Origin of the sequence: Acinetobacter sp. 102, assembly GCF_037028485.1 — a bacterium.
In the GTDB taxonomy this organism is placed as follows: Bacteria; Pseudomonadota; Gammaproteobacteria; order Pseudomonadales; family Moraxellaceae; genus Acinetobacter; species Acinetobacter higginsii.
Window position 1 is genome coordinate 27,964 of record NZ_JAZEZK010000020.1, and the last position, 20,835, is coordinate 48,798.

Sequence of the window (20,835 nt, forward strand, 5' to 3'; positions counted from 1 at the left end):
TGCCATGACTTTTATTTTCCAGCCAATGACACCCGCGGGCCTGTTTATTCATGGCTCAGATCAGCAATTTCCAGTACGTCGTGTCTATTGTGTCGGGCGTAACTACGCTGCCCACGCACGTGAAATGGGCTTTGATCCAGATCGTGAACCGCCATTTTTCTTTTGTAAGCCGAACGATCTAGAGTCGATCGTACCCGTTAATCAGGATGCAGTAGATCTTCCTTATCCAACCGAAACCTCAAATTATCACTATGAAATTGAGTTGGTGGTGGCGATAGGACGCGATGCTAAAAATGTTTCGGTCGAAGATGCCGTAAATTACATTTATGGTTATGCAGTTGGTTTGGACATGACTCGCCGTGACTTGCAAATGAGTATGCGTGAAAAGGGGCGTCCATGGGAAATTGGCAAAGCATTCGATTTTTCTGCGCCGATTGGCCCCATTCACCCGATGACGGAAACTGGTGAAATCAATCAGGCTGATATTCATTTGACCGTGAATGGTGAAACGGTACAACGCAGTGATATCACCCATCTGATCTGGTCAGTTGCTGAAACCATTGCCAATCTGTCGACCTTATTTGAACTGAAAGCGGGTGACTTGATCTTTACAGGTACGCCTGAAGGGGTCGGTGCTGTGGTGCGAGGTGATGTGATGCGTGCGGAGATTACAGGTCTAACAGGTATCACCGTGAATGTGAAATAACTCACTTGATCTGAGTGGTTTAAACAGGTGCTCAAACTGAACAATAAATAGAGTTGAGCACCTTTGCTAAGGATTGCACTGGCCAAGGTATTGGCAAAAGGAGTCGTTATGTCTCAGAAAACCATAGATGTACAAAATTTCATTGATGAAATACCACTGTCAGCTTTGCAAAAGCTAATCATGTGGTTGTGCTTTTTGATTGTTGCAATTGATGGCTTTGATACCGCAGCAGTCGGTTTTATTGCGCCTGCATTGAAAGCCGAGTGGGGCTTGCAACCCACTGATCTAGCACCGTTATTTGGCGCAGGCTTATTTGGCTTAATGGCAGGCGCACTTATTTTTGGCCCTTTGTCCGATAAACTTGGGCGTAAGCCGATTCTGATCGGCTCGGTGATCATGTTTGGCTGTGCCAGCCTATTTGCCGCCTTTTCATCGGACTTGCAAACGCTGATTATTTGGCGCTTTCTCACTGGGCTGGGTTTAGGTGGTGCTTTACCGAATGCCATTACCTTAACGTCAGAATATGCACCGACGTCCCGCCGTTCCAATTTGGTCACCATGATGTTTTGTGGTTTTACCATTGGCTCTGCGCTGGGTGGGATTCTATCGGCACAACTGCTACCACATATCGGTTGGCATGGCATTTTATTGATCGGGGGAATTGCACCTTTATGCACAGTGCCTTTCCTATATTATCTCTTGCCTGAATCGCTGCGGTTTCTGGTTTTGAAACAAAAAAGTGTCAAACACATTGAAAGCATCATTCGTCGTATGGCACCGCATATCACGCAGATTCCAAGTTTGGTCCCGCCTGCAAATGAAGTGGCAAAATCTAGTCTTAAAGACCTATTTAGCAAAGGTCTTGCTTTAGGTACTTTTCTAATTTGGTTTACATTTTTCATGAGTCTGCTGATTATTTATATGATCTCAAGCTGGATGCCGACTTTACTTACCAATGCAGGTTTTAACTTATCCAATGCCTCATGGCTCACCTCGATCTTTCAGATTGGCGGAACAATCGGTGCCATCGTTTTAGGTGTGCTGATGGATAAAATGGATGCGACTAAAATTTTAAGTGCAGCTTATGCTTTTGGTGGTTTGTTCTTGATCTGTTTAGGTCTCGGGATTGAACAGTCCAATACCATATTGCTGATGTTTGCCATGTTTGGTGTGGGTGTGGGGATCAGTGGCTCACAAGTTGGCGCAAATGCCTTTTCATCCAGTTTTTATCCAACACATTGTCGTGCAACTGGCGTGAGTTGGGCCAATGCGATTGGACGTGTAGGGTCTGTTGTCGGCTCTATCATGGGCGGCTGGCTGATGTCATTGAACCTTTCTAGTTTTGCCATTCTTAGCATTCTTGCTATTCCTGCCTTCTGTGCGGCCATTTCATTGTTGCTGATTAAACGCCTTAAAAAAGAACAGCCTGTCGTTGTGACAACGCTAGGCTGAAATTAAAGATATTCCGCATAAAAATAGATTGCTGTGCCAATGGATGGCACAGCACCCAGCGATGGATGATTCCTTCTATGAACCATTTAAATACACAAACTTTAACGCTGAGCCTACTGTTGGTGATGTCAGGAAGCAGTTCGGTGCTATGGGCAGCAGATCCAACCCAAGCTATTCAAGATGAATGGAAATTTAACCTAAAGAATGCCTATCTATATCGGGATTATGACAATCCGAATGCCAAAAATTTTGGTAGTTGGTCGCAAGGGGTTTCTTTATTTTATACTTCAAATTTACACGACACACCTTTAGCGATTGCAGACAAGCCGATTCGTATTGGCGCGGACGCTTCGGTGCAATATGCCGTACGTTTAAGTGCAGATCGGCATGTCAGTGATATGGTGCTGCCCTTTGACTCCAAAACACAATCTCAAGCTGCTGATTATTCAAAATATGGGGCAACCTTAAAATTGGGTTATGACAAAACCTTGCTGAGTATCGGGGAGTTATGGTTGGATTTACCTGTCACCACTTCAGATGCGAGTCGGCAGCTCATTACCTCGTATTGGGGGACGAATTTAAAGTCACAGATTTCGGATCAGCTGTATGTTGAACTGGGTAGAGTGGAAAAAGTATCTCCACGCAATGAGGAGGATTTTCATCGCTTTTCCTTTACCTCCAAAGGCAAAACGGCTTATTCCGATGGCTTAAATTATCTAGATCTACGTTATCAACTGACACCTGCACTGAAAGCTGAATACTATTTTGGCAATTTAGAGGATTTATATAACAAACACTATCTAGGCTTGGAGCATACGTGGAAACAGCCGACTTTTTCACTCAATTCCAAGTTGAAATATTTTAATGCTAAAAATGATGGCAATAATTTTGAGATTGATGCGCAAAATATCGGGCTGTTGGAAATGTTGAAAGTGAACAATCAGAGCTTTGGTTTGGGCTATCAACAGATTGTTGGTAAATCGGCCTATCCTTTACCTGATGGTTTTTTGCCTGAGTTGTATTTTATTAACTGGAATGCCACAGGCTTTTTTAAGCAGAATGAAAAGTCCTATCATTTGATGTATGGCTATGATTTTAAAGACTACGTACCGGGGCTAAATGCCATGGTTAAGTATGTTTATGGTCATGATTTTAGAACCGCCAATGGTGAGAAAAATCATGAAACTGAATCCAATGTCTTGGTCAATTATGCCTTTCAGCAGCCTTATTTAAAGGGTTTTGCCATTCAATATCTGCGTGTTGATTACAAGGTCAAACATGGCAATGACTTTGGTGAAGACCGTTTGTTTGTGAACTATACGAAGCGGTTTTAATCATATTCAAGGTCGTAAAAAAGAGTGTTTGAGCACTCTTTTTTATTGTTTATAAAAGTTATTATGCTGATCTTAGAAATTTTAAACACCTCAATTATCCTTTATTTGACCCTCTTTTTCCAAAAGCAGGTTTTAAATTAAAAGATAAGTTATCTTCAATAAGCTGAAGCACTTCGTTGGTTTCTTTATAAACTCTAATCTCTATTTCATAGACACCCTCAAACCACTTATTTAATCTTAGTGCATAAGTATCATTAGGAGATTGGGTAGTATGTTGACGTAAACGTCCTATTAAATTTGTTGTTGAAGATCCTACATATAAAATTTCTGATGGGCTATTTAATTGAGGACATGCTAAAACTATCTCCTTCTCTTCATTCTCTTTTTTATTTTTATTTCTTTTTCGTTTCTCTGTTTGCTCCTCTTTAAATTTTTTAAACTGATTGAACGTACTGTTGGCATCGCCATTCTTTTCTTTAATGATATAAATTGCTGATGAAATGGTTGATAGATCACTATCATTTTTAAAAATAAATTTTTTAACACAAACTGCTTTTTTAGCAGCCTCACAATTAGCGATCAACTGCTCTAAATAACCTACTTGTTCCATCTCTGTATTTGATCACTAAAAATAATATTTAAATTATAAGCACCTAATGTAAATAAATTAAGCGGTATCCATATCTTTAACATCATTTTGTATAAAACAATATTTTTTCAAATATTTATTTGGTTTATCAATAGTCTAGAACGGAGCAGACTCAAAGACTGCATTTGAAATAAGTCAGATTTTTTGCAACTTGATTCGATACTTGTTACCAAAAAAAGAGTGCCTACGCACTCTTTTTTATTACTTACTCTTCCAAAAGTTCTTTTGAGAAAATAAATAACCCCATAAATATCAAACTATTAAAAATTAAGTTGTATCTTAACTTGATAAAAGATATATTAAGATATATCTTAGAAGTCGTAAATTAAGCAAATATAGAGAAAAATAACAGATGAAACATCAATCCGAGCATTCCCATGATGAAGCCGAAGCGGCTTTATTACATCGAGAACATCACCGAGCCGGTCGCCGTGGTCGCTTATTTGAATCAGGTCGTATGAAACTGTTAGTGCTGCATTTGATTCAGCAAAGCCCTAAACATGGCTATGAAATTATTAAAGAAATTAGTGATCTGGTAGGCGATGGTTATACCCCAAGTGCCGGAACGATTTATCCAACGCTAACCGCATTGGAAGAAATGAATTTGATTCGCGTGCTGGATGCCGAACGTAAGCAATATCAGATTACCGACTATGGCGACAGCTATTTAAAGGAGCAGCAAGACATGCTGTTGGCACTTCTACAAAAGCTGCGACTAAGACGTGAAATCCATAATAATGATCAGCTGATTGATATCCACCGCGCGATGGAAAATCTGAAAACCGCATTGCGTTTAAAGCTGAATATCACAGATTTGCAACAAGAACAGATCCATCAAATTGCGGAAAAAATTGATCAGGCCGCCATCGCAATTGGACGTTTATAAGTTGGGAGCGAAATATGTTAGAGCTACAACAGAAAATCAAACAGGCGGGTCTAAGGGTGACTCATCCACGTATGGCGGTATTGTCTGTGCTGGCACAACAATCAGAAGAGCTTACGGTGAAGCAGATTTATCAACGGTTGAATGAACAGAAACAGCAACTGAGTTTGGCTACAGTGTATCGGGTGGTCAGTGATCTGGTGCAGGCCGGCTTGATTGCCAGTTATCAGTTTCATCGTGCTGAGACCAAGTTTAATTTACCTTCAATCTCTAACGGTCAAGTGCTGCAAATTCGTTGTGCTGATTTAACCACAGCCAAACAGACCGCATTTTTACAGTCGTTGGCTGCAGTATTTCATCAATTTCAAGTCGACCTGATGCAGGTTGAAATTAAAGAGAGTGCTTAAAAGCATCTTGGAGCAGAAGCATGAAACAACATCAATATCATGTCACAGTACAACATCTAAAGGATGCGAAAGGGCAGGTTTCAACTTATAGCGAGCGTTTAGAGTTTTATACAGGCAACCATGACGATATCTTCGAGATTGTCGAACGTTTGAAGAAAGCCGATTTTTTTGATGATCAAACCACCAAATCATTTGCAGTGGGCTTAAAGCTGTTTAGTGAAGTGATGTTGGAAAACAAAGATCATCCTTTATTTGAGACTTTTCTACCTCAGTTTGGTCAGTTTATGAAAAATTTAAAACAGCAAGTGAAGAAAGACAATCCTGAGTAAGGTTGTTTTAGAACAAAGTTCATGATGCGTTCAGTAATAGATTGTTGCATAGATAGTACCCTGTGTATCGTTTATGGATCGTGCTGATGACGTTATAAATTATTAAAATTAACTAAAGATTGTTTTTATTAAAACGAGCTAAAAATGCAAGAATTGAAAGCAAGCCCACGACTGATTGCGAAATTACCCGCGAAGTATGCAGCGTGGATCTTACCGCTGATTTTATCTTTTTTTATGAGTGGGACTTTATCACTCGTTAATCTATGGATGAGAACGGGCTTTATTTCAGGGTTTACCATGATCTGGTTGGAAACATGGATGTTTTCTTGGTTGATCGCTTATCCATTGGTCTTGGTTTTATTGCCTGTGGTACGGCGTTTAACAGGCTTGATTGTCGATATGCAAGCTAAGCCATAAACCTAATGAAGTGGTATTTTATTGAAGGATATTAAGCCTATATCAAGATTGTCTCATGAATAACACTCTGTGTATTACTAAAAGACTATATTGCTGAATGATTGTATTGATAAGATCAAGCTATCAACTCATTGCAATAGCATAGGTAAAAGAGAGCAATATCATGAGCAATAATAACGACTACGATATTTCTGATTCAAAAGACTGCGAAACATATATTAATCAATTCATTCAAGAATTTACCATTCGTTCTGCCGAAATTGGTAAGGGAACCGTGATTAAGCGTGCTCTGCCGAGTCGACAAAAACGCTTGGTCGGAGCATGGTGTTTTCTAGATCATGCTGGGCCTGTGAGTTTTCCAGCGGGTGATGGTTTAGATGTGGGACCGCATCCACACATTGGTTTGCAGACGTTCACATGGATGATTGAAGGCACCATGATGCATACCGATAGTCTGGGCTCAAAACAATTAATTCGCCCGAAGCAAGTCAATTTGATGACGGCAGGTCACGGAATTTCACATACCGAAGTTGCACCTGATACCGAAACCAAAATGCATGCTGCACAGCTTTGGATTGCATTACCAGATGACAAACTGAATATGTCGCCTAAGTTTGAGCACTATCCAGAATTACCGATTGTGAATAAAGATCAGGTTGAATTTACGGTACTGGTCGGAGATTTCCTCGATACAACCTCACCTGTACACGTGCATACCCCTTTGGTGGGTGTGGATCTGACTGCACAAGCTGATACCAAAACCCGTATTCCACTCAATCCAAAGTTTGAATATGCCTTTATGGCTTTAGAAGGCACGGCTCGCGTCAATGGGCATGAGCTGACTGCCGATAATATGGTGGTTTTAGAAACCGGACTCACTGAAATTGAAGTCGAGTTAACTCAAGGTCATCGTCTGTTATTGATTGGTGGTGAACCGTTTGAATCGCCGATTTTACTGTGGTGGAATTTTGTAGGGCGTACCATGGAAGAGTTAAAGCAAGCGCGTGAAGACTGGATTAATCACGATGCTCGTTTTGGGGAAATTCCAGATTACCAAGGTAAACGCCTAGAAGCGCCAGTGTTACCTGATCAAATGAGGGCATCAAAATGAGTATTATTGCCAGTGCAGCAGTCCAGACTTTGCCAGAACCTTGGAAGGGGGCAGTGAAGAGTGGTACGCATCAATTTCTTACCGATAAGCCAGAACAGTTTGGTGGACATGATACAGGTCCTGCACCTTATGATTTCCTCACCACAAGTCTGGCCTCCTGCACCATGATTACCTTGCGAATGTACGCGCAGCATAAGGAAATGGATTTAGGTGAATTTACCGTTGAAGTCGATTTTCATACCAATCGTGAACAGCAGGAACGGATCGAACGCCGTGTAATATTTAAACAACCTGTTTCACAAGATTTAAAAGAAAAGCTTCTCAATGTCTGTAGCAAAACGCCTGTTACTAAAACTTTGTTACGTAGTTTAGACATTCAGACCATGATTCTTTAAGACTAAAGTGCTATTGTGCTTGGGCAAAACATAATTCTAAGCGTAGCTATGAGAGGGACTAAAACCATAGTTACGCAGCTAAAAAGCAGGCACAAAAATGATTACCTTACATTACCTACAATGCTCACGTTCGTTCCGCATATTGTGGGCGTTAGAAGAACTTGGTGTGGATTGCCAAGTTGAGTATTACCAAAGGTCAGCCAGTTACGCAGCGCCAGAAAGCCTTAAACAAATTCATCCTCTCGGTAAAGCACCTATTTTGGTCGATGGGGATGATGTCATTGTTGAATCTGCTGTGATCCTCGATTATTTACAACAGCAGTATGATCTTCAAAGCAAATTTAAACCTCAACAGGCATCTGATCAACGTCAATATTCATACTGGATGCATTATGCAGAAGGTTCATTGATGCCTTTATTGGTCATGACCCTTGTGATGAATAATGTCAGCAAACACGTTCCTTGGGTGATTCGTCCGATTGCGGAAAAAATTACCGATGGTGTTAAAGCCGGCTTTGTCCGCCCACGAGTGAAAGAACATATTTTGTATCTTGAGGATTATTTGTCAAAACATGATTATTTTTCGGGTGATTTTTCTTTTGCTGACATTCAAATGGCTTTTCCACTGATTGCGATTCAGAACCGCTTACATGGTAAGTATCCAAACATTCAGGCTTTTGTACAACGTGTTCAGCAGCGTCCGGCTTTTCAACGTGCTGAACAAGGAACACTGCATTCTCAATGCGCATAAATTTTTAAGCATAAAAAAGGGAACTGATTGTTCCCTTTTTTATTGTGACTCTATTTTTAGCGTTTAATTACAATTGAATCAATGCCGCTATGTTGTAAGGTCTGTTGAGCAGCAAGCGCAGATTCTTGGCTGTCATAAGGTCCAGAGAACACTCGATACCAAGTTTGACCATTTTCAACGCTTTTCACCACATCTGCAGATAAACCATTCAGGATGATTTCTGCACGACGTGCGTCGGCACTGTCTGGGTCAGGGTAGCTACGTACTTGTAAAATATAAGTCGCATGTGCAGGAGCTTGTTCACTTGGGGTGATGCCACTTGGATCTTCTGTTGTTGTGGTTTCAGGTTTTGGTGACTCGATAATCACAACATTACCCTGAGGTTTAGATTCTGGCACGGCTTGCTCAGGAATTGGGGTTACTTGCTGTTGCGGAAGTAAGTCATAAAAGCGGTAGTCTTTATTGGTATTTTCTTCTTCATAGTGTTCAGACGTTACCTGATTTTTTGCAGGAACAGGCTGCCATGGTTGCCAAAGCATGAGCATCACGGCAGCGCACAGGATCGCGAGAACTGCGACAAGCATTCCTAACCACTTTGGAATGAGTGGTTTTTTGGGCTTGTTTGGTCGTTCAGATACACCACGTTGCGTTTTTCCAAACACCAGAAATTCCTCTTGATCCTATTAGGTTATTTGTAACTTGAATCTGCTTAAAAACAAAGCATTATGTTTGAAAATAATGCTTTGTTTACCATATTGTTTAACAATCATGGTTTAAGTTTACATCTGTTTAAGCTTTGATTTACGGGTTGCCGTTTTACCTCAGGCATCGCCTTTGGTCTTGCGACGATGTGCAAAGCGTTGCTTTGCTGTTTTACAGCCCACCTCAAGCATAGCTTTTGGTTTTACAGCCATGTGTGAAGCGTTGCTTTGCTGTTTACATGGTTACTTCGGGCACAGCCCTCCGTCTTGCGACCATGTGTGAAGCTTTCGCTTCACTTTTTACATGGTCTCAGGAGCGGAGACACCGAGTAATTCTAAGCCATTGTGTAAAACTTGCTGTACATTGATTGAAAGCAATAAACGTGCTTGAGTCAGTGCCACATCATCACCCAAAACCTTATGCTCATTATACCAAGCATGGAATAGGGCAGCTAACTCTTTAAGATAGTTACCAATTTGGTGTGGTTCATAGACATTTGCCGCACGGACTAAAATATCAGGATAAGCAGCAAGCTTAGACAGAATTTCTGTTTCAGCATCAAGTTCTAAACGATTGGCTTGCTCGCGCGCTGCAACAGCATCAAAACTGATCCCTGTAGTGGCTGCTTTTTCTAACATACGACAAATACGTGCATGGGCATATTGAATGTAATACACCGCATTGTCCTTGCTTTGTGAAACCGCAAGATCAAGGTCAAAGTCGATGTGTTGTTCAGACTTACGCATCACATAGTAGAAACGTGCGGCATCATTACCCACTTCTTTACGTAGATCACGTAAAGTCACGAACTGACCCGAACGCGATGACATTTGTACCATCTCACCGCCACGCCACAAGCTTACGAACTGAACCAAAAGCACAGTCAATTTCTTCGAGTCATAGCCCATTGCATCAATGGCAGCTTTGACACGTGAAATATAACCGTGGTGGTCTGAACCCCAAATATCAATCAGGTCAGTATAGCCGCGTTGTAATTTATTTAAGTGATAAGCAATGTCAGAGGCGAAGTAAGTGGTTTGACCATTACGACGTTTCACCACACGGTCTTTTTCATCACCAAATTCAGTTGATTTAAACCAGATGTTACCCTCTTTTTCATAGAGGTAACCACGCTGGTCTAATGTCTCAAGCGCTTCGTCAATTTTGTCAGTTAAAGAGTCTTCACTGAACCATTTGTCAAAGGTCACGCCAAAGTCAGCCAAGTCATCTTTGATGTCATCTAAGATGGCATGTAACGCTGCTTGATGGAAAACACGGTAGTCCGCACCCAAGTGTTGTTGTGAGTTTGCGATCAAACCATCAATGTGTTTTTCTTTATCGCCAGAAAGCACAACTTTGTTGCCTTCTGCATCGAGTTCTTCAGCGTATTGAACATCTTCTGGTACATCTTTATAGATGTCAGCAACGGCACGAACGTGTGCATTGCCATCTTTATCAATAATTTCTTGTGCGATTTCTTTGACGTAGTCGCCTTGGTAGGCATTTTTAGGGAAAACTAAAGTTTGTCCCGTCAATTCTAAATAACGTAAATAAGTTGAAGTCGCCAAAATGTCCATTTGACGACCTGCGTCATTGACATAGTATTCACGATCAACGGTTGCACCTGTCGCTTCTAATAGATTCGCAACGGTCATACCATAAGCTGCACCACGACCATGGCCGACATGCAGGCTAGAGGTTGGGTTTGCTGAGACAAACTCGACTTGGATCTTTTTAGCTGCGTTGGCTTGGCTACGACCATAATCATTTTTTTGTGCTTGAATTTGGTCGAGTACCGCGTAGCGTTGGTCAGCATTCAAAAAGAAGTTGATAAAACCCGGACCTGCAATTTCTGCTTTGGTAATGTCAGCGACTTCAGGCAGGGCTGCCAAGATTTTTTCAGCGAGAGCGCGAGGTTTCATACCTGCAACTTTTGAGCCGATCATGGCGATATTTGAAGCAAAGTCTCCGTGACTTCGGTCTTTGGTACGGGTTAAATGGCTCGTGTTGGTCCAATCTGAAGGAAGTACACCTTGTTGTTGCAGGGTTTGTACCGCATGATCGAGAGCTGCTTGTATTGCCGTATTCATAGTTACCGAAAATAAATGTCGCGGAAAAACGACCAATATAGCAAATTTTATCGGCTTAAGGGGAGTGGGATTTGTGCGGAATTAACATATTCACATAAATCTTTTTGGCGTGAGTAGAAATTTGGTGGTCATACAGATGCTATGTCATTGATAAACATAGCATCTGCTGGTTCTAATCTTCTAAAATCTGTTCTAATAATTCATCGCTTGGCGCGAAGTAATAAGCACCATCAATTGCGGTAGTAAAATGCAGCAAGCGATCATGAATGCCATCACCTGTGGTCCCAAACATACGTTTCAGCATCTCGTCAATAATGCTTAAATTGTTGGTGTAAGCGACAAAGAATAAGCCTTGCTCACCTTTGCCATCACCATAAGGCAAGCTGTGACGCAAGATTTCCATTTCCTCACCTTCACCGTCTTCAACGACTGTACGTGCCACATGTGAGTTTTCTGGTTTTACATCATCATCAAGCTCAATTGACTCAAGTTTGGTACGGCCAAACACATGCTCTTGCGCATCAACTTTCAGTTGTTGCCATTTTGCTAGGTCATGGATATAGCGTTGTGCAAAGATAAAGCTACCATCAGCAAAGGCCCCTGCTGTTTCTGGTAGTAATGCTGCTTCGGCACGGTCATCTGGAAATTGCGGATTTTCTGTTCCATCAATAAAGCCTGTCATATCACGGCCATCAAAGAAACGGAAACAAGCACGTTCATCTAGGACTTCGACTTTGTCTTGAATGCCGTTAAAAAAAGCTTGGCTCATGGCAAAACAAATATCTGCACGGGCACTGGCAAGATGAATAAATACATCCGCTGGCACCACTGGCATATTAAACGCACCTTGTTGCGGATCGAGCTGTTTAAAACCTTCAGGTGTTTGCGAATAGAGTTGTGCCCAAAGTTCGGGACCAAAAGCGATGGCTGTTTTAATCTGGTCATTCGGGTGTTGTGTGATCAAACGGTCACGTGTCGAAAGGAGAGCTTCAATCTGTTGTTTTAATTCGGCAATGCTTAGATCTTTTAAACGTAAAACAATAAAGCGGGCGTGGTCAGAAGGTAATGGAAGAATGACAGATTGCGCAGTCATTAAAAAACTCCTTAGTTATTTTTAAGGGGAAAACGATAATTGTGCCTGATGTTGGTTGGGCTGAGTAGTTTATTTAAGAAATTTTATTGCCTAAAAAATCATCGTAACTATTCAATAAAACAGTATAATTCACCTTTTATTGTTCGACGCTGTTGTTATGTCTTTGCAGATTTGGTTTGCTTTTATGTTGGCGTGCTGGGTGATTAGCATCTCTCCAGGCGCGGGCGCAATTGCGTCAATGTCGAGTGGCCTCAACTACGGCTTTCGACATGGCTATTGGAATGTCATTGGTTTACAAGTGGCATTGTTGCTACAAATCCTGATTGTGGCAGCAGGTGTTGGTGTGCTGTTTGCGACTACACCTTTGGCTTTTCAGGTGGTGAAATGGTTTGGCGTCGCTTATTTGGTCTATTTGGCGTATAAGCAGTGGACTGCACCGATTCAGGCGATTGAGATTCGACAGGAACAACCTCAATCAGCGATCGCCTTAATATTGAAAGGCTTTGTGGTGAATATGAGTAATCCTAAAGCCATTGTATTCTTGCTGGCTGTTTTACCGCAATTTCTAGATTTGAGTCGACCGCAATGGCTGCAATACTTAATTATGGCGGTCACGATGGTGACGATCGATCTGATTATCATGGCGGGCTATACCGGACTGGCTTCGAAAGTATTGAGATTGCTTCGCTCACCGACACAGCAAAAATATTTAAACCGTGGTTTTGCGGTGATGTTTAGTGGTGCAGCACTTTTATTAAGTGCGATCCAACAGTCAAGCTGACTGCCTGATTTAGGCAGATTGAGCTTGGCTTTTGAGTTTTTGCGTGATGAAAATAGCGGCAAAGCAAAGTGCCATACACAGAACAATACTTAAGCCTGTAGAAATATTCAGTGCAGCACTCGACCATAGGCCAACCGTAACCCCGAGCTGTGCCAACACAAATGCCCAAACCACCATTTGTTTTGGTGAGTGCGCCAATAAGCGTGCACTCAGGGCTGGAATCACCAGTAAAGCACCCATCAATAATGAACCGACCGCACGTAATGCCAATACGGTAAACAGTGCCAATAACAACATGAAGATCAAACGTTGCCAATTGGCACTGACCCCTTCACTCATGGCGATATCTGGATCAATCGCAATTTGAATCTGCGCTGACCACGAACGATAAAGTACGATTAATGCACCTGCAATCACCACGGCAAACATGGGTAAATCAGCCCACTCGATACTGAGTAAATCACCGAATAAATAGCTAAGCAATTCAGGGCGCAAACTTGGTACTTGTTGAATCAGTAGCAGACCAGAGCAGAGGAGGGTGGCAGAGCTTAAAGCGAGTAATGCATCATTGGGTAGACGCGAATCGTGCAAAACCCACAGCAGAGCAACCAGCAACAGCGCAAGGCAAGCGACACCCAGCCAAAAAGGTAAATTCAGAATCCCTGCAACCGCGACACCCAGTAAGGTGCCGTGTGCCATGGTGTCGGCAAAAAAAGACATTCTGCGCCAAAGCATCAAGCAGCCGAGAGGCGCCGTTAGAAAAACCAGCAGTGACCCCATGATCCAAGCAGGGAGGAGGAGTTGTAACCATTCCATCATGGCTTAGACCTTTGGCTCAGGGTGAATATGTGGGCGTGGATCGTGTGAACACGGTTCGGCATGATCACTATGCCCACAGTGATTGTGATGATGCTGATAGAACATACGTTGGGTGCCAAAAATCGCTTGGTATTCTGGATGCTGTTGAATACTTTCAGGTAAACCACTACAGCAGATATGTTTGTTAAGGCAGACTACGCGATGTGTACCTTGCATCACCCATTGTAGATCATGTGACACCATCAACACAGCACAGCCATAGCGTTCAGGCAAACTGCGGACATATTCATAAAGCTCAGCTTCGGACTGAATATCCAAGCCTTGCATTGGTTCATCTAGTACTAAAATATCGGGTTGACGCAATAAAGCACGAGCCAATAACACCCGTTGCCGTTCACCACCTGAAAGTTGCTGTACTTTGGATGACTGTAATTTTTGAATGCCTGTGTCGCGAATAATCTCTTCGCGTAACGCTTGTTCGCAGACTTCTAGATCAAGTAAATCTTGTACACGTAAAGGTAGGCTCGCGGAAGGGTTAAACTTCTGCGGAACATAGGCCATTTTTAATTTTTTAGAAAAGTGAACTTTGCCTGTATTCGGCGGCATGATACCTAGTAGCACTTTGATCAATGTAGATTTACCTGCGCCATTGGGACCAATCAACGTCACAATTTCTTTTGCCTGCAAGGCAAAATCTACATTTCTTAAAATATCCAGCTCATCACGACGAACTGAGATTTTCTCCAGTTGAATAAGTGGAGTGCTTACTGGCGTGTGCTGCACTGATGACATTTTCCAGAGATTTCAATAATGCTATGTTGCGCTAAAAACTGGTCTGATGACGCAAGTTGATCGAGTTGCTGGATCAAACCTTGTGCTGAGGCTTCTTTCACAGAATGACATTCCGTACAGATCAGAAAAGCCGCTTGATGGCCTTCACGTGGATGACAGCAAGGAATATAGGCATTAATAGATGTAAGTCTATGAATTAAGCCTTTTTCTAATAAAAAGTCTAAAGTACGGTAAACCGTAGGAGGCGCAGCAGGGCGGTCTGCTTGGCCTTTAATTTTAGCCAATAAGTCATAAGCACCCATCGGTGCAGATGCATTTAAAATGAGTTCAAGTACTTCTTTACGTAAAGGTGTCAGACGAGCGCCAGTCGCAGTACATAAAATTTCTGCTTCGGCAAGGCGCGCTTTAATATCGTGATGACCGTGAACACCATGTAAAGCATTGTCATGTTCATGTGAACAAGAACTCATAGATTGACCTCATTGTTTTTGTAGAGCCTATTGAATTTTCACTGACATGAAGTGTCTGAATAGTGTCGCAATAGCCCCGCTATCATAACATGCAATTTATGATAACTATCTATATAAGTTAAATGCACGACGGATAGTGCAGCGAATCTAAAAATAGACATAGGCATTTTTTAACTTTTGTTATATTATAACATGCTTCGCTAAATTGAGTAATGTTGTGATGTCTCGCCTATTTGTCTTGGTCTTGTTTTCGATGTTAAGCACATGGGGCTGGACACAAAGCTTGGTGGTTTCAACACACCCAATTTATCTGATTGCCAAAGAGGTAACAGACGGAGTAGAAGAACCGATTCTGTTATTAAAAGATCAAAGTGGCCATGACGTACAACTCACACCCGCTCACCGTAAAGCGATTCAAGATGCCTCATTGGTGATTTGGCTTGGCAAAGCGCATGAGGCACCGCTTGAAAAGATGCTAAATCAGAACCGTAAAGCGATTGCGCTATTGGATTCAGGCATTTTAACGACTTTACCGCTGCGTAATTTGCGTGGTGCGTCTATGGCGAACACAGTAGATAGTCATGTGTGGTTAGATCCGAATAATGCAGTTCGTATCGCTTTCTTTATTGCAACTTTACGTTCGCAGCAATATCCAGAAAATAAAGCCAAATATATGGCCAATGCCAAAGAATTCTCTCAGCAGATGCTGCAAGCCTCACAACAATATGAAAGCTCTAATAAAGCCAAAAACTATTGGTCTTATCATGATGCCTATCAGTATCTAGAACGTGCCTTGAACTTAAAATTTGCGGGTGCACTAACAGATGATCCACATATTGCCCCAACGGCAGCTCAGATTAAGTACTTAAGAGATAATCGTCCGCAAAATAAAATGTGCTTATTGGCCGAAACGACAGCAAGTGCCAGTCAGTACCAAAAAATGAACCCAGTAGTTTTCCAATCGGTCGATGAAAGCATGCGTGGTGAAGACAATTTTGTAACAGCATGGCAAAAATTGGCTTTAAAAACCGATAAATGCGTAATAAGTGCACAAAATTGATCAAAAAAATAAAAATCAATTGACTCTAACGTCAAAAAATATGGTAACGAAAAAAGCAGACTTAAGTCGAGAAAAGATTGCATGTTCAGGGGTGTAACTCTATAATGCCTGCGATTCGAAACGATCATGATTAAAACTTGTCAAGCAGTTCTGCTGTAAGTGGGTAAAAAATGAGCCAAACTAGTCGCATGATTGACCGACGATTAGCAAAAGCTTTGGTCTTCTTACAAGCATGTATGATTCCTGTTGCCGCTTTACTGGCATGGGCAATGAAAGATACAACTGCTGCTTTGAGTGCTGCGCTTGGGGCTTTGGTATGTTGGTTGGCACATTGTTATTTTGCTTGGCAGTCGTTTAGAACGGCAGGCGCAAGAGCATCAAAACAAGTCATGCTGAATATGTACCGAGGAATGCTCGGTAAGTTTGCGATTGTGATCGTGGGTTTTATATTAATTTTGAGCAATGTTAAACCGCTGTCACCGGTTGCATTGTTTTGTGGATTTATTCTCGTACAAGCGATGTCGTGGGTCGCGCCATTTTGGGTGGCACGTCTACAAAAACGAGGGTAAAACACATTTTGAGATTTTTGGAAGTAGAGGCGGGATCTTTGCCATCCGCTTGATTCGTTTCTACTTCTTTTTAATGATTGACATTGACCAGGTGTGATTTATGGCTGCTGAAGAACATGCCCTGACTTCGACCGAGTATATCAAGCATCACTTGACCAATATGACCTATGGCAAAATGCCTGATGGTACATGGAAATTGGCTGAGACTGCTGAAGAAGCTCATTCGATGGGGTTCACTGCAATTCACTTGGATTCAATGGGTTGGTCTATCGGACTTGGTGTGATTTTCTGTTTGTTGTTTTGGACAGTTGCGAGAGCTGCGAATGCAGGTGTTCCAACTAAATTCCAATCAGCGATTGAAATGATTATCGAGTTTGTTGACTCAAGTGTTCGTGATACTTTCCACGGCAAATCACGTTTAATTGCACCATTGGCATTAACCATTTTCGTGTGGATTTTCCTCATGAACGCAATGGACTTAATCCCTGTTGACTGGATTCCGTATACAGCTCAATTGATTGGTGCAAACGTATTTGGTATGGACCCTCACCACGTTTACTTCAAAGTTGTTCCATCTACTGACCCGAACATTACCCTTGGTATGTCGTTGTCTGTATTTGTTTTAATTTTGTTCTATAGTATTCGTGAAAAAGGGATCGGCGGTTTCGTCGGTGAATTGGCACTTAACCCATTCAACCCAAGTAACAAATTTGCAAAAGCGTTATTGATTCCAGTGAACTTAATTTTGGAATTAGTAACTTTCCTTGCTCGTCCAGTTTCGTTAGCTCTACGACTGTTCGGTAACATGTATGCGGGTGAGTTGATCTTCATCTTGATCGCATTATTGCCGTTCTGGATCCAGTGGGCGTTATCTGTGCCTTGGGCTATTTTCCACATTCTTGTAATCACGCTGCAAGCATTTATCTTTATGATGCTGACCATCGTTTACTTGAGCATGGCAAGCGAAAAGCATTAATGGTATTGCCTAACTATCACCTGATCGTTGGGCTTAAATTTTAGTTTAATTTGGTAATAACCTAACCTCTGAGGAATTTTTCATGGAACTCACTTTAGGTCTAGTTGCAATTGCATCTGCTATCTTGATCGCTTTCGGTGCTTTAGGTACTGCGATTGGTTTTGGTCTTTTAGGCGGTCGCTTCTTAGAAGCTGTTGCTCGTCAACCAGAATTGGCTCCACAACTTCAAACTCGTATGTTCTTAATTGCGGGTCTTCTTGATGCTGTGCCTATGATCGGTGTTGGTATTGGCTTGTTCTTCATCTTCGCTAATCCATTTGTAGGTTAATAGCTTAATTCCTAAATCCACATATTGAGGAATAGCGAAATGAATATCAACCTCACATTGATTGGCCAAGCAATTGCATTTGCGATCTTTGTCGCATTCTGCATGAAGTTTGTTTGGCCTCCACTAATCAATGCGATTAGTGAGCGTCAGCGTAAAATCGCTGATGGCTTAAACGCTGCTGAAAAAGCAAAAGCTGACCTTGCTGATGCGCAAGCACAAGTAAAGGCAGAATTAGACGCAGCAAAAGCACAAGCGGCTCAATTGATCGAACAAGCGAACCGTCGTTCAGCACAATTGATCGAAGAAGCGCGTACCCAAGCATCTGCTGAAGGTGAGCGTATTCGTCAACAGGCGAAAGAAACTGTTGATCAAGACATCAATTCTGCTCGCGAAGAATTACGTCAACAAGTTGCTGCTTTGGCAGTTGCTGGTGCAGAAAAAATTCTGAACCAACAAGTTGACGCAGAAGCTCATAATGCCATGCTGAATCAGCTGGCTGCTAAACTTTAAGCGAGGCGAATATGGCTGAACTCTTGACGTTAGCACGCCCGTACGGCAAAGCAGCATTTGCTTATGCATCTGAGCAGAATGCAACTGACGCTTGGTCAAATGCGTTACAACTGCTCAGTGCTGCGGTGCAAGATGAAGCATTTTCCGCTTATTTAAATCGCCCTGAGCTGACTCCTGCGGAACAAGTAGGTCTTTTTGCCAAGGTTTTAGGTGAAGATCAAACTCAATCAGTGTCTAACTTTTTGACATTGCTTGCAGATAATGATCGTTTAGTTTTATTGCCTGAAATCGCAACAGAATACGAACTACTTAAATCGCAGAACAACAACACATTGGAAGTAGAAATTGAATCTGCTTTTCCAATGGATGCGACACAAGAGCATATTTTAGCTCATGCGCTTGAAAAACGTTTTAACAGAACAGTTCATGTCACTGTTAACGTTAATCCAGCGTTGATCGCAGGTGTTGTGATTCGTGCAGGCGACCAAGTGATAGATGACTCTGCGCTTAACAAGCTTGAAAAAATGCGGACTCGTCTTCTTGCGTAATAGCAAAAAGACTGAACTTAAAAAAGATTGAGGAATAGCGCAATGCAACAACTGAATCCATCCGAGATCAGTGCGCTCATTAAACAGCGTATCGGCGATCTGGACACCAGCGCGACCGCGAAGAATGAAGGTACCATCGTCATGGTATCTGACGGTATCGTGCGCATTCATGGTCTTGCAGATGCAATGTACGGTGAAATGATCGAATTCGACGGCGGCTTATTTGGTATGGCACTGAACCTAGAACAGGATTCAGTGGGTGCCGTTGTTTTAGGTAACTACCTAAGCCTTCAAGAAGGTCAAAAAGCTCGTTGCACAGGTCGTGTATTAGAAGTTCCGGTTGGTCCTGAACTTCTTGGCCGTGTCGTAGACGCTTTGGGTAATCCAATTGATGGTAAAGGCCCAATTGATGCAAAATTAACTGATGCTGTTGAAAAAGTAGCACCAGGTGTAATTTGGCGTCAGTCTGTCGACGAACCTGTTCAAACTGGTTATAAATCAGTTGATACCATGATCCCTGTAGGTCGTGGTCAGCGTGAGTTGATTATTGGTGACCGTCAAACTGGTAAAACAGCAATGGCGATCGATGCGATCATCGCTCAGAAAAATTCTGGCATTAAATGTGTATACGTTGCGATTGGTCAAAAACAATCAACAATTGCAAACGTGGTACGTAAGCTAGAAGAAACTGGCGCTATGGCGTATACAACTGTTGTCGCAGCTGCGGCCGCTGATCCTGCAGCAATGCAGTATTTAGCTCCGTACTCAGGTTGTACAATGGGCGAATACTTCCGTGATCGTGGTGAAGACGCGTTAATTATTTATGATGATTTGTCTAAGCAAGCTGTTGCTTACCGTCAAATTTCATTACTTTTACGTCGTCCACCAGGTCGTGAAGCGTATCCAGGTGACGTATTCTATCTTCACTCGCGTCTTCTTGAACGTGCTTCGCGCGTTTCAGCTGATTATGTTGAGAAGTTCACGAACGGTGCAGTAACTGGTCAAACTGGTTCTTTAACTGCGTTACCGATCATTGAAACTCAAGCTGGTGACGTATCTGCATTCGTACCAACCAACGTAATTTCGATTACTGACGGTCAGATCTTCTTAGAAACATCATTATTCAACGCAGGTATTCGTCCTGCTGTGAACGCGGGTATCTCTGTATCTCGTGTTGGTGGTTCTGCTCAAACGAAGATCATCAAAAAATTGTCTGGTGGTATCCGTACTGCTTTAGCGCAATACCGTGAATTGGCTGCGTTTGCTCAGTTCGCTTCTGATCTTGATGAAGCAACTCGTAAGCAACTTGAGCATGGTCAACGTGTAACTGAGTTAATGAAGCAAAAACAATATGCTCCTTACTCAATTGCTGACCAAGCTGTTTCTGTTTATGCATCTAACGAAGGCTATATGGCTGACGTAGAAGTGAAGAAAATCGTAGACTTTGATGCTGCGTTAATTTCTTACTTCCGCTCTGAACAAGCTGCGTTAATGCAACAGATCGATGAAACTGGTGATTATAACAAAGACATCGAAGCAGCAATCAAATCAGGTATTGAAAGCTTCAAAGCGACTCAAACTTACTAATTTTAGCAATAGCTAAAACTTTAGTTAAGTTTGGTTCACGGATCAACCTTCGGAAGCTCGCAAGAGCTTTCGAATA

At 42.1% G+C, this 20,835-nt stretch carries 25 protein-coding genes; 18 read left to right on the top strand and 7 right to left on the bottom strand.

The genetic code is table 11. The annotated features are described in order from the left end of the window. The first annotated feature begins 4 nt into the window (after window positions 1-4). The 3 genes from WA352_RS17495 (at window position 5) to WA352_RS17505 (ending at window position 3,492) form a co-directional block, all read left to right on the top strand. Window positions 5-706, top strand: coding sequence for a fumarylacetoacetate hydrolase family protein (locus tag WA352_RS17495; protein WP_004801930.1), 702 nt, complete (start codon window positions 5-7; stop codon window positions 704-706). Window positions 707-814: 108 nt separating this feature from the next. Next, a complete protein-coding gene (locus WA352_RS17500) occupies window positions 815-2,158 on the top strand; it encodes an MFS transporter (RefSeq protein ID WP_005319752.1) in 1,344 nt (447 codons plus the stop codon). Window positions 2,159-2,283: 125 nt separating this feature from the next. Continuing rightward, window positions 2,284-3,492 carry an OprD family outer membrane porin gene (locus WA352_RS17505; RefSeq protein ID WP_407636632.1) on the top strand — a complete coding sequence of 403 codons (1,209 nt, stop codon included), beginning with the start codon at window positions 2,284-2,286 and terminating at the stop codon, window positions 3,490-3,492. Window positions 3,493-3,586: 94 nt separating this feature from the next. Here WA352_RS17505 and WA352_RS17510 read toward each other — a convergent pair whose 3' ends face one another. Continuing rightward, a complete protein-coding gene (locus WA352_RS17510) occupies window positions 3,587-4,102 on the bottom strand; it encodes a hypothetical protein (protein ID WP_005319746.1) in 516 nt (171 codons plus the stop codon). 391 nt (window positions 4,103-4,493) lie between these two features. Here WA352_RS17510 and WA352_RS17515 point away from each other — a divergent pair, with 391 nt between their 5' ends. The 7 genes from WA352_RS17515 (at window position 4,494) to WA352_RS17545 (ending at window position 8,434) form a co-directional block, all read left to right on the top strand. Continuing rightward, window positions 4,494-5,027, top strand: a complete 534-nt coding sequence (locus tag WA352_RS17515; protein WP_005319744.1) for a PadR family transcriptional regulator — start codon at window positions 4,494-4,496, stop codon at window positions 5,025-5,027. A gap of 14 nt (window positions 5,028-5,041) precedes the next feature. Continuing rightward, complete coding sequence (locus WA352_RS17520) at window positions 5,042-5,431, top strand: Fur family transcriptional regulator (protein WP_004801940.1); 390 nt, start codon at window positions 5,042-5,044, stop codon at window positions 5,429-5,431. A 20-nt stretch (window positions 5,432-5,451) separates the two neighbouring features. Further along, window positions 5,452-5,760: a DUF3861 domain-containing protein gene (locus WA352_RS17525; RefSeq protein WP_004801943.1), complete on the top strand. Its 309-nt coding sequence runs from the start codon at window positions 5,452-5,454 to the stop codon at window positions 5,758-5,760. 144 nt (window positions 5,761-5,904) lie between these two features. Continuing rightward, window positions 5,905-6,177, top strand: a complete 273-nt coding sequence (locus tag WA352_RS17530; RefSeq protein WP_004801944.1) for a DUF2798 domain-containing protein — start codon at window positions 5,905-5,907, stop codon at window positions 6,175-6,177. A 163-nt stretch (window positions 6,178-6,340) separates the two neighbouring features. Continuing rightward, window positions 6,341-7,288, top strand: coding sequence for a pirin family protein (locus WA352_RS17535; protein ID WP_004801952.1), 948 nt, complete (start codon window positions 6,341-6,343; stop codon window positions 7,286-7,288). Continuing rightward, complete coding sequence (locus tag WA352_RS17540) at window positions 7,285-7,683, top strand: OsmC family protein (protein WP_004801954.1); 399 nt, start codon at window positions 7,285-7,287, stop codon at window positions 7,681-7,683. Before WA352_RS17535 ends, WA352_RS17540 begins: the two co-directional genes overlap by 4 nt. 97 nt (window positions 7,684-7,780) lie before the next feature. After that, window positions 7,781-8,434: a glutathione S-transferase family protein gene (locus tag WA352_RS17545; protein ID WP_005319738.1), complete on the top strand. Its 654-nt coding sequence runs from the start codon at window positions 7,781-7,783 to the stop codon at window positions 8,432-8,434. 56 nt (window positions 8,435-8,490) lie between these two features. On the opposite strand, the gene WA352_RS17550 is transcribed toward WA352_RS17545, so the two are convergent. The 3 genes from WA352_RS17550 to WA352_RS17560 form a co-directional block, all read right to left on the bottom strand. Beyond that, window positions 8,491-9,096, bottom strand: a complete 606-nt coding sequence (locus tag WA352_RS17550) for an SPOR domain-containing protein (RefSeq protein ID WP_005319736.1) — start codon at window positions 9,094-9,096, stop codon at window positions 8,491-8,493. Window positions 9,097-9,435: 339 nt separating this feature from the next. Continuing rightward, window positions 9,436-11,226: an arginine--tRNA ligase gene (gene argS, locus WA352_RS17555; protein ID WP_005319734.1), complete on the bottom strand. Its 1,791-nt coding sequence runs from the start codon at window positions 11,224-11,226 to the stop codon at window positions 9,436-9,438. Between the two features lie 172 nt (window positions 11,227-11,398). Next, window positions 11,399-12,319, bottom strand: coding sequence for a Dyp-type peroxidase (locus WA352_RS17560; RefSeq protein ID WP_005319731.1), 921 nt, complete (start codon window positions 12,317-12,319; stop codon window positions 11,399-11,401). Between the two features lie 157 nt (window positions 12,320-12,476). Between WA352_RS17560 and WA352_RS17565 the strand changes: the two genes are divergently transcribed. Beyond that, a complete protein-coding gene (locus WA352_RS17565) occupies window positions 12,477-13,100 on the top strand; it encodes a LysE family transporter (protein WP_005319728.1) in 624 nt (207 codons plus the stop codon). Between the two features lie 9 nt (window positions 13,101-13,109). On the opposite strand, the gene znuB is transcribed toward WA352_RS17565, so the two are convergent. From znuB to WA352_RS17580, 3 genes are read right to left on the bottom strand one after another with little or no spacing between them, the layout of a single operon-like run. Next, the gene (gene znuB, locus WA352_RS17570; protein WP_004801966.1) at window positions 13,110-13,919 is read right to left on the bottom strand and encodes a zinc ABC transporter permease subunit ZnuB; all 810 of its coding nucleotides are present in this window, start codon (window positions 13,917-13,919) and stop codon (window positions 13,110-13,112) included. A gap of 3 nt (window positions 13,920-13,922) precedes the next feature. Continuing rightward, window positions 13,923-14,711: a zinc ABC transporter ATP-binding protein ZnuC gene (gene znuC / locus WA352_RS17575; RefSeq protein ID WP_005319724.1), complete on the bottom strand. Its 789-nt coding sequence runs from the start codon at window positions 14,709-14,711 to the stop codon at window positions 13,923-13,925. Beyond that, window positions 14,684-15,181 (bottom strand): transcriptional repressor, encoded by a 498-nt coding sequence (locus WA352_RS17580; protein ID WP_004801969.1) that lies wholly within the window; start codon window positions 15,179-15,181, stop codon window positions 14,684-14,686. The genes znuC and WA352_RS17580 overlap by 28 nt, the downstream gene beginning before the upstream one ends. 220 nt (window positions 15,182-15,401) lie before the next feature. On the opposite strand from WA352_RS17580, the gene WA352_RS17585 reads away from it, so the two are divergent. The 7 genes from WA352_RS17585 (at window position 15,402) to atpA (ending at window position 20,759) form a co-directional block, all read left to right on the top strand. Then, on the top strand, window positions 15,402-16,241 hold the full coding sequence (locus WA352_RS17585; RefSeq protein ID WP_005200703.1) for a metal ABC transporter substrate-binding protein: 840 nt from the start codon (window positions 15,402-15,404) through the stop codon (window positions 16,239-16,241). Window positions 16,242-16,411: 170 nt separating this feature from the next. Then, complete coding sequence (locus WA352_RS17590; RefSeq protein ID WP_004801974.1) at window positions 16,412-16,810, top strand: ATP synthase subunit I; 399 nt, start codon at window positions 16,412-16,414, stop codon at window positions 16,808-16,810. 100 nt (window positions 16,811-16,910) lie between these two features. Continuing rightward, complete coding sequence (gene atpB / locus WA352_RS17595) at window positions 16,911-17,786, top strand: F0F1 ATP synthase subunit A (protein WP_004801976.1); 876 nt, start codon at window positions 16,911-16,913, stop codon at window positions 17,784-17,786. 82 nt (window positions 17,787-17,868) lie between these two features. After that, window positions 17,869-18,114 carry a F0F1 ATP synthase subunit C gene (gene atpE, locus WA352_RS17600; RefSeq protein ID WP_000424060.1) on the top strand — a complete coding sequence of 82 codons (246 nt, stop codon included), beginning with the start codon at window positions 17,869-17,871 and terminating at the stop codon, window positions 18,112-18,114. A 39-nt stretch (window positions 18,115-18,153) separates the two neighbouring features. Beyond that, window positions 18,154-18,624: a F0F1 ATP synthase subunit B gene (locus tag WA352_RS17605; RefSeq protein ID WP_004801977.1), complete on the top strand. Its 471-nt coding sequence runs from the start codon at window positions 18,154-18,156 to the stop codon at window positions 18,622-18,624. Window positions 18,625-18,635: 11 nt separating this feature from the next. Continuing rightward, a complete protein-coding gene (locus tag WA352_RS17610) occupies window positions 18,636-19,172 on the top strand; it encodes a F0F1 ATP synthase subunit delta (protein ID WP_004801979.1) in 537 nt (178 codons plus the stop codon). Window positions 19,173-19,214: 42 nt separating this feature from the next. Then, on the top strand, window positions 19,215-20,759 hold the full coding sequence (gene atpA / locus WA352_RS17615) for a F0F1 ATP synthase subunit alpha (RefSeq protein ID WP_004801981.1): 1,545 nt from the start codon (window positions 19,215-19,217) through the stop codon (window positions 20,757-20,759). Window positions 20,760-20,835 lie beyond the last annotated feature (76 nt).

Excerpts from the sequence above, each read along its gene's own strand:
- znuB (WP_004801966.1), bottom strand. The coding sequence starts at position 13,919 with ATGATGGAATGGTTACAACTCCTCCTCCCTGCTTGGATCATGGGGTCA.
- WA352_RS17495 (WP_004801930.1), top strand. The coding sequence starts at position 5 with ATGACTTTTATTTTCCAGCCAATGACACCCGCGGGCCTGTTTATTCAT.
- znuC (WP_005319724.1), bottom strand. The coding sequence starts at position 14,711 with ATGTCATCAGTGCAGCACACGCCAGTAAGCACTCCACTTATTCAACTG.
- WA352_RS17560 (WP_005319731.1), bottom strand. The coding sequence starts at position 12,319 with ATGACTGCGCAATCTGTCATTCTTCCATTACCTTCTGACCACGCCCGC.
- WA352_RS17585 (WP_005200703.1), top strand. The coding sequence starts at position 15,402 with ATGTCTCGCCTATTTGTCTTGGTCTTGTTTTCGATGTTAAGCACATGG.
- WA352_RS17525 (WP_004801943.1), top strand. The coding sequence starts at position 5,452 with ATGAAACAACATCAATATCATGTCACAGTACAACATCTAAAGGATGCG.
- WA352_RS17580 (WP_004801969.1), bottom strand. The coding sequence starts at position 15,181 with ATGAGTTCTTGTTCACATGAACATGACAATGCTTTACATGGTGTTCAC.
- WA352_RS17545 (WP_005319738.1), top strand. The coding sequence starts at position 7,781 with ATGATTACCTTACATTACCTACAATGCTCACGTTCGTTCCGCATATTG.
- WA352_RS17565 (WP_005319728.1), top strand. The coding sequence starts at position 12,477 with ATGTCTTTGCAGATTTGGTTTGCTTTTATGTTGGCGTGCTGGGTGATT.
- WA352_RS17605 (WP_004801977.1), top strand. The coding sequence starts at position 18,154 with ATGAATATCAACCTCACATTGATTGGCCAAGCAATTGCATTTGCGATC.
- WA352_RS17510 (WP_005319746.1), bottom strand. The coding sequence starts at position 4,102 with ATGGAACAAGTAGGTTATTTAGAGCAGTTGATCGCTAATTGTGAGGCT.
- WA352_RS17505 (WP_407636632.1), top strand. The coding sequence starts at position 2,284 with ATGTCAGGAAGCAGTTCGGTGCTATGGGCAGCAGATCCAACCCAAGCT.
- WA352_RS17500 (WP_005319752.1), top strand. The coding sequence starts at position 815 with ATGTCTCAGAAAACCATAGATGTACAAAATTTCATTGATGAAATACCA.
- WA352_RS17610 (WP_004801979.1), top strand. The coding sequence starts at position 18,636 with ATGGCTGAACTCTTGACGTTAGCACGCCCGTACGGCAAAGCAGCATTT.
- argS (WP_005319734.1), bottom strand. The coding sequence starts at position 11,226 with ATGAATACGGCAATACAAGCAGCTCTCGATCATGCGGTACAAACCCTG.
- WA352_RS17540 (WP_004801954.1), top strand. The coding sequence starts at position 7,285 with ATGAGTATTATTGCCAGTGCAGCAGTCCAGACTTTGCCAGAACCTTGG.
- WA352_RS17590 (WP_004801974.1), top strand. The coding sequence starts at position 16,412 with ATGAGCCAAACTAGTCGCATGATTGACCGACGATTAGCAAAAGCTTTG.
- WA352_RS17530 (WP_004801944.1), top strand. The coding sequence starts at position 5,905 with ATGCAAGAATTGAAAGCAAGCCCACGACTGATTGCGAAATTACCCGCG.
- atpB (WP_004801976.1), top strand. The coding sequence starts at position 16,911 with ATGGCTGCTGAAGAACATGCCCTGACTTCGACCGAGTATATCAAGCAT.
- WA352_RS17535 (WP_004801952.1), top strand. The coding sequence starts at position 6,341 with ATGAGCAATAATAACGACTACGATATTTCTGATTCAAAAGACTGCGAA.
- atpE (WP_000424060.1), top strand. The coding sequence starts at position 17,869 with ATGGAACTCACTTTAGGTCTAGTTGCAATTGCATCTGCTATCTTGATC.
- WA352_RS17515 (WP_005319744.1), top strand. The coding sequence starts at position 4,494 with ATGAAACATCAATCCGAGCATTCCCATGATGAAGCCGAAGCGGCTTTA.
- WA352_RS17520 (WP_004801940.1), top strand. The coding sequence starts at position 5,042 with ATGTTAGAGCTACAACAGAAAATCAAACAGGCGGGTCTAAGGGTGACT.
- atpA (WP_004801981.1), top strand. The coding sequence starts at position 19,215 with ATGCAACAACTGAATCCATCCGAGATCAGTGCGCTCATTAAACAGCGT.